We start from the raw sequence: 15,285 nt of genomic DNA, 5'->3' as shown, positions 1-15,285 counted from the left end.
ACCCCACTGGCGACAGATATCCCGGCCGTAATGGCAATCAGTTTCATACCCGCGCTATGCCACCTTTTTCTTCAGCCGGTCCGGCAGAGCGTTGGCCCAGGCGCTGATCGTACCGGCACCAAGACAGACGACCATATCACCGGGCCGCGCCTGTTCACGCACAAGGCGCTCCAGATCATCTTCATCAACGACGGCGCGCGCATGCCGGTGTCCGTGACGGATAAGCCCGGCCACCAGATCGTCGCGCCCGTATCCTTCAACCGGGTCCTCGCCGGCGGCGAAAACCTCGGCGATCCCCACCACATCCGCATCGTTGAAACAGGCGCAGAAGTCATCAAACAAACTGGAGAGCCTCGAATAGCGGTGCGGCTGGTGCACGGCTATCACCCGGCCCTCCGTCGCATGACGGGCCGCTTTCAGCACCGCCGTAATCTCGACGGGATGGTGTCCGTAGTCATCAATGATTGTCACGCCGTCAATTTCGCCCACCCGGGTAAAGCGCCTGTTAACGCCGCCGAACGCGGCTAACGCGGTCTTAATCTGCCCGGCCTTCATACCAAGATGGCGGGCGACAGCGATAGCAGAGAGCGCGTTGGAGACATTGTGATCTCCGGGCATGGGCAGGCTGCAGCCTTCGATGACGATGCCTTCGGCCTGCAGGGCCACATCGAAATGCGCGACCCCCGATTTGTAGATAAGATTGATTGCCCGCACATCCGCCTGCGCATTGAACCCGTAGGTGACAACGCGACGGTCGGTGATCCGCCCCACCAGCGCCTGCACATCCGGGTCATCGGTGCAGCAGACGGCGATGCCATAAAACGGAATATTCGAGACGAAATCGTAGAACCCCTGATGCAGGGCTGCTTCGGTGCCCCAGTGCTCCATGTGCTCGGGATCGATATTGGTGATGATCGCGATGGTGGCAGGCAGACGGTTGAACGTGCCGTCGCTTTCATCAGCCTCCACAACCATCCACTCGCCCTCGCCGGCCCGCGCGTTTGAGCCGTAAGCGTGAATGATCCCACCGTTGATCACCGTGGGGTCGAAATCACCGGCATCGAGCAGCGTGGCAACCATAGTGGTGGTCGTCGTTTTGCCGTGTGTGCCCGCCACAGCGACATTGGATTTCAGCCGCATCAGTTCGGCCAGCATCTCTGCGCGGCGCACCACCGGCAGGCCCTTCGCGCGGGCGGCATCCAGCTCCGGGTTGCCCGTTTTGATGGCGCTTGAGATCACGACGACCCCGGCGTTTTCGACATTGTCCGCCTTCTGGCTCTCAAAGATATGCGCCCCGAGACCCGCAAGCCGCTCGGTAATCGGAGAGGATTTCAGATCCGATCCCTGTACCCGGTAGCCATGGTTCAGCAAAACCTCTGCGATGCCCGACATGCCGATCCCACCGATGCCGACGAAATGAATAGGACCCACGTCCCCTGGCAGTTTTGTTGCAGCACTCATGTCTCATGTTCCTTTCCGGCAAGCCGCTCGACCATCCCTGCCAGCAGTTCGGTCGCCTCGGGTTTTCCGAATTTTGCCGCCGAGCGGGCCATTTGCATCGCCCCCTCTGGATTGTCCAGCACAGAGGCGATCATTTCCGTAAGTGCCGCCACGTCTGCCTTGGATTCCGGCACCATGATCGCGGCGCCGGCCTCGACGAGACCGCGCGCATTTGCCGTCTGGTGGTCACCGGTCGCCGCGGCAAACGGGATCAGGATCGACGGCCGCCCGATGACAGAGATATCGGCAACAGAGGACGCCCCCGCCCGACTGATCACCAGTTGCGCTTCTGACATCCGGCGCGGGACATCTTTGAAAAAGGGTTGAACATCGGCTTTGATGCCGTTGTCAGCATAATATTTCGCCACCCGCTCCTGGTCTTCCTCGCGGGCCTGGTGGCTCACGCGGATGTTGTCGAGGATGCGCATCGGCAGCCCGGCCACAGCAGGCGGCACCACATCGCTGAGAATGCGCGCGCCCTGGCTGCCGCCGATGACCAGCAATTCCATCGGGTAATCCCCGGGCGAGATATAACCCGCCTCGGACCGGTCGAGCACCGCGCGCCGCACCGGGTTGCCGGTATGCTCGCCCACCACACCTTCCGGCAGATCAGTGGGCCAGGTTCCGCAGGCAATCGCATTCACCCGCGTGGCAAAAACCGTGTTGACCCGCCCCAGAATACCGTTCTGCTCGTGGATCATGCGCGGCAGCTTCATCACAAAGGCCGCAGCCATCGCCGGGATCGCGGGATAACCGCCAAAGCCCACCACAACTGCCGGCCGGTCCCTGCTGAAGGCCATGAGCGCACCCAGAACACCCGCACCGATCCGGAAAGGCGCCGCAGCTTTAGCTGCAAGTCCACCGCGCGAAAAGGTGGCACTGCTGATCTCTTCGATCTCGGCACCGTCCGGAAAGGCGCCGGTATAGCGCGCGCCGCGGGCATCGGTGGAGAGCTTTACCCGCCAGCCACGGTCCAGCATCGCCTCGGCCAGTGCCTGAGCGGGGAACATATGCCCGCCGGTTCCGCCGGCCGCAATCACGAGAAGCGGCGCGGAACTCATCCTGAACGCCCGCGGGTCAGCAGATCGCTGATACCGCCCTGCGGTCGCGTGCGGGTAAAGGCCAGCAGCATGCCCACCGCGATGCCTGAAGCGATCACCGAGGAGCCGCCATAGCTTACGAAAGGGAGCGTCATGCCCTTGGCGGGCAGCAACCGGACCGCGACCCCCATATTGATCATCGCCTGAACACCGAGCGTACAGGCCAGCCCGGTGCCGGCCAGGCGAATAAACGGATCACGTTCGCGCACCAGCCGCATCAGAGAGCGCGTCACAACAGTTGTATAAAGCGCGATAATAACCAGCACGATGATCAGCCCGTATTCCTCAGCGGCCACGGCAATTATAAAATCGGTATGCGCATCGGGCAGCGACCATTTCACCTGCCCCTCGCCCACACCGACACCGAAAAGCCCGCCCTCGCGAATAGCATTGGCAGCATATCCAAGCTGGGTCGTGGGGTCGATATCTGCGCTCAGAAACCCGTCGATGCGGCGGGCGAAATGCTCAGAATTCGAATAGGCAATCGTGCCGCCGACAATTGCCAGCATTGCCATTCCCACAAGCAGAACCATCGGCGCACCGGCCACGAAATACATGACCCCCCATGCAAAAAGCACCAGACAGGCCTGACCGAAGTCAGGCTGCATCGCCAGCATCAGGACGATCGAGATACAAAGCGCAAAAGACCACGTTTTACCCGGTGGTCCGTTCACATCAGCAGAAGCGGCCATCAGCCAGGCCGCAACCACCACAAAGCCCGGTTTGAGAAATTCCGAGGGTTGCAGCGAAGCAAAGCCGAGCCCGTACCAGCGCACAGCGCCCTTTCCGAAATCCGTACCGAAAAACGGCAGCATTGCCATCGCCACGAAGGCCACCAGAAACCCCAGAACCGCGAGCCTGCGTACAAGAAGCGGCGACATCATCGAGGTAATCATCATCGCCAGCAGCGCGACGGTGCCGAAAAACGCCTGTCGCTGTACGTAGTGGAAGGGTTCAAACCCGTTTTTCGCCGCCAGCGGGGGCGATGCGGCAAGCCCGAGTAACAGCCCGACCGCGAACAGGATCAGGATGCAGGACATCGTCCATTTATCGACGGTCCGCCACCATTTCGGGAGGATCGGTTCGCCATCGCGAACCGGTACTGCGCCATAGACCATTTCCGTCATAGGGGCCTGCCTTGAAGTTTACACTGCCTCGATGCGCCCCTTTCCGGGGTCTGCTGGTGCGACAATAACGCGAATTCGCCCGTCGCGCCAGCCTGAACCCTTGTCTTTGAGCGGTTTTCGGGCCAATGGGCTGGGATGCAGACAGATACAGCTATCATCGGTGCCGGCGCGGCCGGTATGATGTGCGCGGCCCACACCCCGGGACGTGTGCTGGTGATTGACCACGCGCGGGCGCCGGGCGAAAAGATCCGGATCTCCGGCGGCGGTCGGTGCAATTTCACGAATATGCACTGCGATGCGCAGTCATTTCTGTCCGGGAACCCGCATTTCGCCAAATCCGCACTGGCGCGCTATACCCAGTGGGATTTCATCAGTCTTGTGGATCAGTACGGCATCGCCTGGCACGAAAAGACGCTGGGCCAGCTTTTCTGCGACGGCTCTGCAAAAGAAATCATAGCCATGCTGCTCGATCTGATGCAGAAAAACGGCGCGACACTGAATTTGCAAACGACAGCCCACGACTTTGCAAAGGGGCCGGAGGGGTTCACTTTTGCCATGACCCGCGAGGGCAGGACGACGCAGGTGACAGCAAAAAACCTCGTCATAGCCACCGGGGGCAAATCCATTCCGAAAATGGGCGCTACCGGTCTTGCCTATGATATCGCCCGGCGGTTCGGCCTGAGGGTTACCGATACCCGGCCCGCGCTGGTTCCCTTCACGTTTCCCGAAGGACGCTTTGCGCATCTCGCAGGGGTCGCGGCCCCCGCGCGGATCACAGCGGGCGGAACCGCCTTTGATGAGGCTTTGCTCTTTACGCATCGGGGGCTTTCCGGGCCGGCCGTTCTGCAGGCGTCAAGCTACTGGCGCGAAGGCGACACGGTGACGGTCAGTCTGGATCCGGAGAATACCCTGTCCGGGGCCCTGCGGGCGCAGCGTCAGAAGGCGGGCAAACGAAAATTCGTCACAGAACTCGCACAACATTATCCGGCACGTCTCGCAGACCATATCGCCAGTGAGTTCGGGCTCACAGGAAATCTTGCGGACCAGTCAGACGCGCAGTTACAGGACCTTGCAGGCCGCCTTGGAAACTGGGAAATGCTCCCCTCGGGCACCGAAGGCTATCGCAAGGCCGAAGTCACCCTTGGCGGGGTCAGCACTGATGACCTGTCCTCACAGACCATGGCAGCCAAAGATATCCCCGGGCTGTACTTTATCGGTGAGGCGGTGGATGTCACAGGCTGGCTTGGCGGGTACAATTTCCAATGGGCCTGGGCATCGGCCATGGCCGCAGCCCGCGCGATTTAAAATCGCATCCTAAGTCTCGATCTGACGCGTTACACACGTCGCGGAAAGGCTCCGGCCTGGCTGAACCGGACCTCAGAGATACTTTGACACCTCGGCCACAAAATCATCGCCGCGCTGCTCGAAATTATCGTACTGATCAAAGCTTGCGGCCGCAGGGGCCAGCAGAACCACATCGCCGGACACAGCATCTTCAGCAGCCCGGCGCACGGCCTCCTCCATTGTGGTGCAGACCTCAGCCTCCACCGACAACTGCAGAGCAAATCCGGCAGCTTCCCGTCCGATAACGTAAGCCTTGCGCACCGATCCGGCGGCATCCGCCAGCCCGGACAAGCCACCCTCTTTCTCCAGCCCGCCACAGATCCAGCGCACACTGTCAAAGGCGGCGAGCGCATGCGCTGCAGCATCCACGTTGGTCGCTTTGCTGTCGTTCACGAACCGCACACCGCGCACCTCGCCCACAAGCTGGCTGCGGTGCGGCAACCCGGGATAGCTGTGAAAGCCTTCCTCAATGACTTTGGGCGCCAGACCCAGCGCCCGGCACGCTGCCCATGCAGCACAGGCATTCTGATGGTTATGCGACCCCGGCAGCCCCGCGATGCCGCGCAGGTCAACCGATGCCACCTGCCGCTCCTTGCGATACTCTGCCAGGAACCCTTTGCGCGCAAAGACCTGCCAGCCCGGACCCGTGAGTTTGCGTTCAACCGACACCCGGATCACACGGTCATCGCCCTGACCCTCAGATAACTGGCCGGCCAGAAACCGGCCTTCGGCCTCATCGACGCCAATCACGGCCCTGTCCGGTCCGCCTTCCGCAAAAAGCCGCCGCTTGGCCGCGAAGTAGCCGCCCATGCCACCGTGCCGGTCCAGATGATCCGGTGAGAGATTGGTAAAGACGGCGATATCCGGCGTAAGACTGCGTGCAAGCTCTGTCTGGTAGCTGGAAAGCTCCAGCACGACGACCTCACCGTCATGCGGCGGGTCAATATCGAGAACGCCTCGCCCGATGTTCCCGGCAAGCTGGCAGGTCCGCCCGGAGGCCGAAAGAATATGATGAATGAGTGCGGAGGTGGTCGATTTGCCGTTGGATCCGGTCACCGCGATCACCCGCGGGCTGGCGTCAAACCGGTGCCAGTCGCTGGTGGCAAACGACTGAAAGAAAAGCCCGATGTCATTGTCTACCGGCACCCCCGCTGCGAGCGCCGCGGCGACCACGGGGTTCGGTTCCGGGTAAAGATGCGGGATGCCCGGGCTGACGATGAGCCGGGCGACGGCGTCAAAATCCCGTGCCGAGTGGAAAGCGCGACAGGTGAACCCTTCGGCTTCGGCGCGCGTGCGCGCGTCTGCGTTATCGTCCCAGCACAGGGGTTCCGCCCCGCCGGCAGCCAGAGCGCGTGCGGCACTCAGCCCCGAGCGCCCCAGCCCCAGAACGGCAACCTGCGCGCCTGCAAGGCCCGCGACCGGGATCATCCGGGCACCTGATGGGTGTTGGTGATATAGGCACCGCGGCTGTAATCAAGGCCAAAAGAGAAAAAGCAGCTGGTGTGAATGCGTGCCTTCACCGCCGCTTCAATATCGGCCATCAGCGCCCGGGTAAAAGCATCATCCCGATGCGGTTTCTCCAGCATCGTAAGGCTCAGCAGCAGGTGGGTGTGGTGCGTCTGCGCGCAGGGATACGCGCGGCCCTTGCACTCCCCGGAGCCCGCATCGTGCTGCAGAATAATATGTTCGATCTCAGCCAGAACCGCCGGCGCATCAAGCGTCAGGCTGTCAGAATATTTCAGCTCCGCATGGGGCATCAGCGCACCTTGAGCGTGGCCAGACCGATCATCGCGAGAATGAGCGAAATGATCCAGAAGCGGATCACAATGGTACTCTCCGCCCAGCCCTTCTTTTCATAATGGTGATGAATGGGCGCCATCAGAAAGACCCGCTTGCCGGTCTTTTTGAAATAGAGCACCTGAATGATCACGCTCAGCGCTTCGACCACAAAAAGACCGCCAACGATGGCCAGAACGATCTCGTGCTTCGTTGAGACGGCGATGGCGCCCAGCGCGCCGCCGAGGGCAAGGCTGCCGGTGTCGCCCATAAAGACAGCGGCCGGTGGCGCATTATACCACAAAAACCCCAGCCCCCCGCCGAAGATCCCGGCGGTAAAGATCAGAATCTCACCGGTGCCCGCCACATAATGCACATCGAGATATTCGGTGAAGTCGACCCGGCCCACTGCATAGGCGATGACGCCAAGCGTACCTGCGGCAATCATCACCGGCATAATCGCAAGCCCGTCGAGCCCGTCAGTGAGATTCACTGCATTCGCAGATCCGACGATCACGATCATCGCGAAGGGTACAAAAAGATAGCCAAGATTGATCAGCGTATCTTTGAACACCGGCAGCGCGAGACGGTTCTGCAACGCCTCGGGATGATAGCGCGCGGCCAGAATGGCGGCAGTGGCAGAGATCACAAAACCAATCGCCAGACGCATTTTGCCTGAAACGCCGGATGTCGTCTGTTTAGACACTTTGGCGTAATCGTCGAGAAACCCGATCAGCGCAAATGACACGGTCACAAAGAGCACAATCCAGATGAACGGGTTGTCCAGTCGCGCCCAGAGCAGGGTCGAAGTCAGAAGCGCGCCGATGATCAGCAGACCGCCCATGGTGGGTGTGCCGGCCTTCGCGAAATGCCCCTCGGGGCCGTCATCGCGAATGGGCTGACCCTTGCCCTGCCGCTTGCGCAGCACCCCGATCAGCGGTTTGCCAAACAGGAAACCGAAGACCAGTGCCGTCATGAACGCCCCGCCCGCGCGGAATGTGATATACCGGAAGAGGTTGAAAAAATCCCCTCCGTCCGACAGCAGCGTTAACCAGTAAAGCACGGCGATTTCCTATTCCATGTCCAGCGGGGCATGTCCCATTTTGCGGATGGCGTCAACGATGAGGCCCAGTTTCATACTCAGAGATCCTTTGGCCAGCACCACATCGCCGCTGTCGAGATGCCGCTTCAGCCGCGGCAGCGCGTCGGATGATGTTTCAAACCACTGGCCGCGCCGGGCTTCGGGCAGAAGGTCATAAAGCGACCGCATCAGCGGCCCGATGCAGTGGATTACGTCGATCTCCTGCACCGCGTCCAGATGTGCAAGCCCGGCATGCAGCGCGATCTCATCCGCACCAAGCTCTTTCATATCGCCCAGATAGGCGATGCGCCGTCCCTTTGAGACACGCCCGATATCGTTCTGCACCTCCGCGGTGCCCAGCACCTCAAGGGCGGCGGCCATAGAGGTCGGGTTGGCATTGTAGCTGTCGTCGATCAGATCAAGCGTCAGACGGGTGTCGACCGCATCAAGGCAGATGCGTTCGCGTTGCCCCCGGCCTTTGTAAGGCCGCCAGCGCCCGATCGAGGCCACCGCAAGCGCCATATCAGCGCGCAAGGCCGCCATAACCGCCAGCGCGCCAAGTGCGTTCACCGCAAAATGCCGCCCCGGGGTGGAGAGTTTAAAAAGCAGCGGGTCGTTACCCATCTGTGCCTGAACGACAGTTGTTTCACCCTGCACAACCGCTTTTTTCAGTTGAAAATCATAACCGTGCTCGCCAAAGCTGATGTCTCGCAGTTTGCAGTCCTGTGCCTTGGCCATCAGAATGGCAGAGGTCTCGACATCGGCGTTCAGTACCGCAATTCCGTTCGGGACGACGCCCTCGAAGATCGACGCCTTTTCGACCGCGATACCGGTGATATCGTTAAAGGCCTCCAGATGTGCGGCGGCCACCGTGGTGATCAGTGCTACATGTGGCTGCGCCATTTTCGCCAGCGGTGCGATTTCGCCGGGGTGGTTCATGCCGATCTCGACAATTGCGAATTCGGTGTCTGCCGGCATCCGCGCCAGCGTCAGTGGCACGCCCCAGTGATTGTTGTAGCTTGCAACCGACGCATGGGTCAGACCCTGATCGGAACACATGGCGAGCAGCATCTCTTTCGTCGAGGTCTTGCCGACGCTGCCGGTCACACCGACCACCCGGCCCTGCATCCGCGCGCGCCCGGCCTGCCCGAGCGCCTGCAGCCCGGCAAGCACGTCACTCACCACCAGAAGCGGCGCGTCTTCCTGCACCCCTTCGGGCACATGCGATACCAGCGCCGCGGCCGCACCATTTTCGAGCGCCTGCGCCACAAAGTCATGGCCGTCGCGCACATCTGTGAGCGCCACGAACAGATCACCCGGGTTCAGTGTCCGTGTATCGATCGATACGCCGCTGGCAGACCAGGCCCTGGTGGCACGCCCGCCGGTGACCGCCGCCGCCTCAGCAGAGGTCCAGAGCGTCACGCGAACCGCCCGTCCAGGGCGGAGACAGCGACACTGGCCTGTTCGGCATCATCAAAGGGGAGAATATCATCACCGACTATCTGCCCGGTTTCATGCCCCTTGCCCGCGATGAGCAGCGCATCCCCGGGCCCGAGCGCATCTACACCGCGCAGGATTGCCTCGGCACGGTCGCCCACTTCCAGCGCATCGGGCGCCCCCAGAAGAACCGCCGCACGGATCGTCGCGGGGTCTTCTGAGCGGGGGTTGTCGTCGGTGACGATCACCAGATCTGCGTGATCGGTCGCGGCCTGCCCCATCAGCGGACGTTTGGTTGCATCCCGGTCGCCGCCGGCACCGATGATCGCTATCAGACGCCCCAGCACATGGGGGCGCAACGCCTGGAGCGCAGTCGCGACCGCATCAGGCGTATGGGCGTAATCGACAAAAACCGCAGCGCCGTTTTCGCGCGTCGCTGCAAGCTGCATCCGCCCGCGCACGGTGGTGAGGCTCTCAAAGGTATCGAAAACAGCCGCCGGCGCGTCGCCACAGGCAATCGCGAGGCCAGCGGCAACCATGACATTTTCGGCCTGAAAATCCCCGATGAGCGGCAACCGGCGCACAAAGGTCTCGCCCAGATACCGGAAGGCCACAGTCTGGCCGGTCGGATCTGCCTGGACCTGACCCATATGCAGATCGCCGATCTGGCGACCGACGCTGATCACCGGGCAGTGACGCGCCGTGGCGATCGCAGCCATATCCGTGCCGCGCTCTTCTTCGATATGGATGACCGCGTGGGCATCTTCAGGCAATACACGGGCGAAAAGCCCGGCCTTGGCGTCGAAGTAATCCTCAAAGCTGGCGTGATAGTCGAGATGATCCTGAGTGAAATTTGTGAACCCTGCGGCCTTCAGTGTGACACCGTCCAGCCGGCGCTGATCAAGACCATGCGATGAGGCCTCCATCGCCGCATGGGTCACGCCGTGGGCCGCCGCCTCCGCGAGCGCGCGGTGCAGCGTGATCGGCTCGGGCGTGGTATGTGCAAGTGGCGCGGTCCAGGCCCCTTCGACGCCGGTGGTGCCAAGATTGATCGCCTGATGGCCGAGCAGCGTCCACATCTGGCGCACGAAACTTGCAACAGAGGTTTTCCCGTTGGTGCCGGTCACAGCCACCATGGTCGCGGGCTGGGCACCGAACCACAGCGACGCCGTACGGGCCAAAGCCTCACGCGGGGCCTGACTGACCACGACGGCGCACTCGCCTGATGCCAGCACATCGGCAGCGAGATGTGCTCCCTCAGAATCGGTCAGCACCGCGACGGCCCCCTGATTGAGGGCAGCTTCGATGAAACGCGCGCCATGGGTAGTCACCCCGGGCATCGCTGCGAAAAGACAGCCGTCGCGCACATCGCGGCTGTCCACAGCAAGGCCGGTTATGTCAGGGTTCCGGCCGCTTCTGGCGGTCAGACCGAGTGATGAAAGCTTTTTTGAGGTCTCGCGCATGGCCCCCGCCCCGGCGTTAGTTCTGAGTAAGCGTTATATCCATCAGTTCAGCAGGTTCAACGGTTGGTCTGAGCCCCAGCAGCGGGGCGATCCGCCGGATCATCTCGGCTGCAACCGGCACCGCTGTCCAGCCCGCTGTGCGTCGCGGCTCGTCCGAGGTGGTATCGACCGGCTCATCGAGCGTGACGATCAGTACATATCTGGGGTCATGGGCCGGAAAGATCGAGGCAAATGTCGCAATGACTTTATCATCGTAATATCCGCCCTGCGGTCTTGGTTTGTCGGCTGTACCCGTCTTGCCGCCCACCGCATAGCCCGCAACCTCGCCAAAACTTGCCGTGCCCTCGGTCACCACTTTGCGCAGCATCTTACGTGCGGCTGCCGACGAGTGTTCCGAGAAAACCCGCTCGCCTTTGCGTGGCCCGTCCTGTTTCAGGATCGTCGGCTGCACTTTGAGCCCGCCGTTTGCAATCGCCGCATAGCCCGCCGCGAGATGCATGGGCGAGGTTGAGAGCCCGTGACCATAAGAAATCGTCATCGCACTGATTTCAGACCAGTTTTTAGGAAACAATGGTTTTCCCGTAGCCGCCTCGACGATCTCAAAGCCGGTGGCGTCCAGCATGCCAAGCCTTTGCAGAAAAGAACGCTGTCGCGTCGCGCCGATTTCCATGGCAAGCCGCGCGGTACCGATGTTGGAACTTTTTACAATAATTTTGGTGACCGACATCTCGTCGCCGTAGTTGCGGAAATCGCGGATACGGAATTTGCCCCAGCGCAATGGCCCTTTGGTGTCGATGAGAGTATCGGGATTCACCAGACCGAGATCCATGGCCTGGGCCACGGTGAAAATTTTGAAGGTCGATCCAAGCTCGTAAACCCCCTGCACCGACCGGTTAAAAAGCGGCGTGTCTGAGGCATCGCCGGAGGCCAGCGGGCGTGGACGCGCATTGGGGTCGAACGTTGGCAGAGACACGACGCTGATCACCTCTCCGGTGTGCACATCCATCAGGATCGACGTGGCGCCTTTGGCATTCATCAGCTTCATGCCGCCGTAAAGTACCCGCTCCGCCGCCGCCTGAACGGTCAGATCAAGCGACAGCTGCAACTGCGAATTGGCCGGGTCCCGCAGATAATCATCGAAGTATTTCTCGACCCCTGCAACACCGATCACTTCAGCCGCCGAGACGCCCTCTTTGCCAAACCCCGCCCCGCCCAGTACATGCGCTGCCAGCTGTCCGTTGGGGTAAAGCCGCATGTCCCGCACGCCGAACATCAGACCGGGATCGCCGATCTCATGTACCGCCTGCATCTGCTCAGGGCTGATTTTCTTTTTGATCCACAGGAACTTACGCTTGCCTGTAAAATCCTCCAGCAAATCCTGTTCTTTCAGATCCGGGAAGACCTTAGCAAGCTCGCGGGCTGCATGGGCCGGGTCAACCATCTGGGGTGGCTGCGCATACAGTGCATGCGTTTCAAAATTCGTCGCCAGCAACGCGCCGTTGCGGTCCACGATATCTGCACGCGCGGCATGAATCACCGAGCCGGGCGCCTCCGCTCTGGGCTCGCGCGGCTCAGAGGTGGCCATCATGCCCATACGAGCGCCCACCACCATAAAGGCCATGAGGAAAAACACCCCCAGCACGAGCAACCGGCCCTCAGCGCGCTGCCGTGCCTGGTCGCGCATCTGTTCGTGACGGATACGTATGTTTTCACGTTCAATAGCTTCGGGACTTTCGCCCTTCTGGCGCGCGTCAAGGATCCGTGCGAGCGGACGAAGGGGGGTGCGGATCATTGCGTCACCCCTGACGGCGCGGCACCATCCACAAGGTTCGATACATCTACGCCGTCGGTGAATTCCAGTTCCGGCGCAGGCGGATAGGCAACCTGATCGATATGCCCGAACTGGTCGGGCCGCAGAGGCAGCAGCCCCAGCCGGTCGAAATTGATATCCGCAAGATCGCGCAGCCTGTCGGGTCGGTTGAGATAGGCCCATTCGGCGCGCAGAACGGTCAGGCGCTCATGCGCCTCGCGGATTTCCTGGCGCAGCGCTCGCGTCTCTGCGAGCGCCCCCTGTGTCGCGTAATTCTCACGATAGGCCCAGAACGCAAGGCCGATCACACTGAGCGTGGTGAGGATATAAAACACCGTCCGCATCACTTAACCTCTCTGACCACCGGCATGCCGATGGATTTTGCATCTATGTCCCCTGCCGGCGCGTCCGTGCGCCGCGCCACACGCAACCGGGCGGACCGGGCGCGCGGATTGGCCTCGACCTCAGCCTCATCCGCCGACACTGCTTTGCGCTGTGGCAGGGTAAACTGCGGCGGCTCTTTTTCAGTTTCAGGCGCAAATCTGTTGGCGTTGCCGCCGGCACCCGCACGGGCTGTCAGAAAGCGTTTTACCATACGGTCCTCGACGGAGTGAAAGGTGACGACAGCAAGCCACCCGCCCGGCCCAAGCGCCCGCTCAGCGGCCATAAGCCCCTGAAACAACTCCCCGTACTCATCATTCACTGCAATTCGCAAAGCCTGAAAACTGCGCGTTGCAGGGTGTGACTGGCCGGGCTTTGCCCGCGGCAGACAGCTTTCGATAATGCCCGCCAGACGTAAAGTGGTGGTGATGGGTTCGAGCGTTCGCTCGCGCAGAATGGCTTTTGCAATTCTCCGGCTCGCCCGCTCTTCCCCGTACTGAAAGAGGACATTGGCAATCGTCTCTTCGGAGGCCTCGTTGACGATATCAGCAGCAGAAAGTCCGTCCTGACTCATGCGCATATCGAGCGGCCCGTCGCGCATGAATGAAAAGCCGCGCTCGGGTGTGTCGATCTGCATCGATGAGACGCCCAGATCGAGCACCACGCCGTCGAGATCTGACGCAAAGCTGTCCATTTTCGAGAACACACCCTGCCGGAGGATCAGCCGGTCGCCATAATCTCCGGCCCAGCTTTCCGCCAGTTCGAACGCCAGAGGATCGCGATCAACCGCAATGACCTGAGCGGCCCCGGCCTCCAGCAAACCACGCGTGTAACCGCCGGCACCGAATGTGCCATCAAGCCAGCGCCCCTGCACCGGAGCAACAGCGTTCAGTATAGCAGGCAGCAGAACGGGGACATGAGGCGCAGACTGATCAGAAGTGGCCGCAGCAGCCATCACCTACTCCCCCTGCTTTGCATCCAGGAAGACCAGCGGATCAAAATCCGGCGGCAACTCATCAAGCCATGCTTCGGTTTTGGCGGCCTCTTCGGCCTCATAGGTGCCGGGCTCCCAGATCTGGAAGGTGTCACCTGCGGCGATAAAGAAGGCCTCCTTGTCGAGACCGATTTTCTGGCGCAGCTTTGCCGGCAGCACGAGGCGGCCGGTTTCATCGACGGACGTAGGGAAAGACTGACCATGAAAGAGCCGCTGCAGCATGCGCCGCTCCATCGACCCGCGCGGCAGCGCATCAATCTTGTCATCCACCTCGTTGATGGCTTCGATCGTGTAACACTCAAGGTAGTTGCGGCGGTGGTCGCCATAGACAATGACCAGTTCGGGGGCATCGCCCGACGTCCAAGCCGGATCAGCAGCTTCGATCACACGGCGGAAAGAGGCCGGTATCGAGACCCGCCCCTTTGCATCGACCTTATGCCGGCTTTCGCCTCTGAACCTGCGGCTCACTGCCTTATCCCAACTTCATGCGCTGCCTCAAGTTTCGCGCGCTTCCCCCTGATTTAAAATGGAAACGGCGGGTTGATCTGCTGCCACTGATCAACCCGCCGCCCTCGTCCCGCGTCTGCGGGGAAGTCCGACTGCGCGCGCCACCTGGGGGGATGTCTGCTCGCTCGCGCGCCGGATCTCTTGGTCTGATGAAATCGAGGTGCCTGTATGAAACCTGCTAGAGTTTTTATTGCATGGGGTCGTTTGGTGCCCCGGTCCCGCTCTCATCTGATGTAAAAGGTATAGCGTGGGAAATCGTGGTACAGCAAGGGATTTTTAGCTAACAAATCCCTAAATCCAGGCTTCAGTGTTAGTTAAATCAAGATATAGAGGCTCAATCCACGAATTTTTTCTACAAATTGATGAAATCTCACACTTATATACCAGATATAGATATCATCGGTCAGGGCAAAAATTTCCCACGATTTCCCGAAATTTTTGGCCCTTCAACAAATCTGGCAGAATGTTCTCATATTGTTCCCGCCACGCAGCCTCGAAATCAACGAAGAATAAGGCGTTCTTGCAGGTTTTGATTCGAATCAATGGCTGAAATAGATGCCGGACCATGATTTCCCATCAGGCCACAGGAAATCGCACTGACCTCGTCCGAACAGGCCGCAAGGCGCGATACCCCGCGCGAAAAGGAGCAGTTTCACTATATACTATGTCGCTGTTTGCAGCGTTCCGAGAAAGATCAGGCCCGTTCTGCTCAGGCCATCCCCCCGCGGATCAGCCCTTCAGCAATCCGCGCATAAGCGTCAGCCA

13 protein-coding genes are annotated in these 15,285 nt (G+C 60.8%); 1 reads left to right on the top strand and 12 read right to left on the bottom strand.

What is annotated here, in order from left to right:
• Nucleotides 1–54: 54 nt before the first annotated feature.
• The 3 genes from murC to ftsW are packed head-to-tail and all read right to left on the bottom strand — an operon-like array spanning nt 55 to nt 3,727.
• On the bottom strand, nt 55–1,461 hold the full coding sequence (gene murC / locus Q0M35_RS02545) for a UDP-N-acetylmuramate--L-alanine ligase (RefSeq protein ID WP_295311869.1): 1,407 nt from the start codon (nt 1,459–1,461) through the stop codon (nt 55–57).
• Nucleotides 1,458–2,561, bottom strand: a complete 1,104-nt coding sequence (locus tag Q0M35_RS02540; RefSeq protein ID WP_295311867.1) for a UDP-N-acetylglucosamine--N-acetylmuramyl-(pentapeptide) pyrophosphoryl-undecaprenol N-acetylglucosamine transferase — start codon at nt 2,559–2,561, stop codon at nt 1,458–1,460. Before Q0M35_RS02540 ends, murC begins: the two co-directional genes overlap by 4 nt.
• On the bottom strand, nt 2,558–3,727 hold the full coding sequence (ftsW, locus tag Q0M35_RS02535; RefSeq protein ID WP_295311866.1) for a putative lipid II flippase FtsW: 1,170 nt from the start codon (nt 3,725–3,727) through the stop codon (nt 2,558–2,560). Before ftsW ends, Q0M35_RS02540 begins: the two co-directional genes overlap by 4 nt.
• 135 nt (nt 3,728–3,862) lie before the next feature.
• Here ftsW and Q0M35_RS02530 point away from each other — a divergent pair, with 135 nt between their 5' ends.
• Complete coding sequence (locus Q0M35_RS02530; RefSeq protein ID WP_295311864.1) at nt 3,863–5,032, top strand: aminoacetone oxidase family FAD-binding enzyme; 1,170 nt, start codon at nt 3,863–3,865, stop codon at nt 5,030–5,032.
• Nucleotides 5,033–5,104: 72 nt separating this feature from the next.
• On the opposite strand, the gene murD is transcribed toward Q0M35_RS02530, so the two are convergent.
• Genes murD through mraZ form a run of 9 tightly spaced genes read right to left on the bottom strand, consistent with a single transcriptional unit; the run spans nt 5,105 to nt 14,481 of the window.
• Nucleotides 5,105–6,499, bottom strand: coding sequence for a UDP-N-acetylmuramoyl-L-alanine--D-glutamate ligase (gene murD / locus Q0M35_RS02525; RefSeq protein WP_295311862.1), 1,395 nt, complete (start codon nt 6,497–6,499; stop codon nt 5,105–5,107).
• A complete protein-coding gene (locus Q0M35_RS02520) occupies nt 6,496–6,828 on the bottom strand; it encodes a hypothetical protein (protein ID WP_295311860.1) in 333 nt (110 codons plus the stop codon). Before Q0M35_RS02520 ends, murD begins: the two co-directional genes overlap by 4 nt.
• Entirely contained in the window at nt 6,828–7,910 is a 1,083-nt protein-coding gene (gene mraY / locus Q0M35_RS02515; RefSeq protein WP_295311858.1) for a phospho-N-acetylmuramoyl-pentapeptide-transferase, read from the bottom strand. The genes Q0M35_RS02520 and mraY overlap by 1 nt, the downstream gene beginning before the upstream one ends.
• Before the next feature lie 9 nt (nt 7,911–7,919).
• Nucleotides 7,920–9,350: a UDP-N-acetylmuramoyl-tripeptide--D-alanyl-D-alanine ligase gene (gene murF, locus Q0M35_RS02510; RefSeq protein WP_295311856.1), complete on the bottom strand. Its 1,431-nt coding sequence runs from the start codon at nt 9,348–9,350 to the stop codon at nt 7,920–7,922.
• Nucleotides 9,347–10,828 carry a UDP-N-acetylmuramoyl-L-alanyl-D-glutamate--2,6-diaminopimelate ligase gene (locus Q0M35_RS02505; RefSeq protein WP_295311854.1) on the bottom strand — a complete coding sequence of 494 codons (1,482 nt, stop codon included), beginning with the start codon at nt 10,826–10,828 and terminating at the stop codon, nt 9,347–9,349. Before Q0M35_RS02505 ends, murF begins: the two co-directional genes overlap by 4 nt.
• 16 nt (nt 10,829–10,844) lie before the next feature.
• Nucleotides 10,845–12,620: a penicillin-binding protein 2 gene (locus tag Q0M35_RS02500; RefSeq protein ID WP_295311852.1), complete on the bottom strand. Its 1,776-nt coding sequence runs from the start codon at nt 12,618–12,620 to the stop codon at nt 10,845–10,847.
• On the bottom strand, nt 12,617–12,982 hold the full coding sequence (locus Q0M35_RS02495) for a cell division protein FtsL (RefSeq protein ID WP_295311850.1): 366 nt from the start codon (nt 12,980–12,982) through the stop codon (nt 12,617–12,619). The genes Q0M35_RS02500 and Q0M35_RS02495 overlap by 4 nt, the downstream gene beginning before the upstream one ends.
• Nucleotides 12,982–13,974 (bottom strand): 16S rRNA (cytosine(1402)-N(4))-methyltransferase RsmH, encoded by a 993-nt coding sequence (gene rsmH, locus Q0M35_RS02490; RefSeq protein ID WP_295311846.1) that lies wholly within the window; start codon nt 13,972–13,974, stop codon nt 12,982–12,984. The genes Q0M35_RS02495 and rsmH overlap by 1 nt, the downstream gene beginning before the upstream one ends.
• A gap of 3 nt (nt 13,975–13,977) precedes the next feature.
• Entirely contained in the window at nt 13,978–14,481 is a 504-nt protein-coding gene (mraZ, locus tag Q0M35_RS02485) for a division/cell wall cluster transcriptional repressor MraZ (protein WP_295311844.1), read from the bottom strand.
• Nucleotides 14,482–15,285: the final 804 nt, after the last annotated feature.

The sequence above is a fragment of the Roseobacter sp. genome, from assembly GCF_024639605.1.
Taxonomy (GTDB): domain Bacteria; phylum Pseudomonadota; class Alphaproteobacteria; order Rhodobacterales; family Rhodobacteraceae; genus Roseobacter.
This window is presented reverse-complemented; position numbering and strand designations above follow the sequence as displayed.

Bases quoted from the DNA above. Each gene is read 5' to 3' on its own strand.
- ftsW (WP_295311866.1), bottom strand. From the start codon at position 3,727: ATGACGGAAATGGTCTATGGCGCAGTACCGGTTCGCGATGGCGAACCG.
- Q0M35_RS02495 (WP_295311850.1), bottom strand. From the start codon at position 12,982: ATGCGGACGGTGTTTTATATCCTCACCACGCTCAGTGTGATCGGCCTT.
- murC (WP_295311869.1), bottom strand. From the start codon at position 1,461: ATGAGTGCTGCAACAAAACTGCCAGGGGACGTGGGTCCTATTCATTTC.
- Q0M35_RS02500 (WP_295311852.1), bottom strand. From the start codon at position 12,620: ATGATCCGCACCCCCCTTCGTCCGCTCGCACGGATCCTTGACGCGCGC.
- murD (WP_295311862.1), bottom strand. From the start codon at position 6,499: ATGATCCCGGTCGCGGGCCTTGCAGGCGCGCAGGTTGCCGTTCTGGGG.
- rsmH (WP_295311846.1), bottom strand. From the start codon at position 13,974: ATGGCTGCTGCGGCCACTTCTGATCAGTCTGCGCCTCATGTCCCCGTT.
- Q0M35_RS02530 (WP_295311864.1), top strand. From the start codon at position 3,863: ATGCAGACAGATACAGCTATCATCGGTGCCGGCGCGGCCGGTATGATG.
- Q0M35_RS02540 (WP_295311867.1), bottom strand. From the start codon at position 2,561: ATGAGTTCCGCGCCGCTTCTCGTGATTGCGGCCGGCGGAACCGGCGGG.
- Q0M35_RS02505 (WP_295311854.1), bottom strand. From the start codon at position 10,828: ATGCGCGAGACCTCAAAAAAGCTTTCATCACTCGGTCTGACCGCCAGA.
- Q0M35_RS02520 (WP_295311860.1), bottom strand. From the start codon at position 6,828: ATGCCCCATGCGGAGCTGAAATATTCTGACAGCCTGACGCTTGATGCG.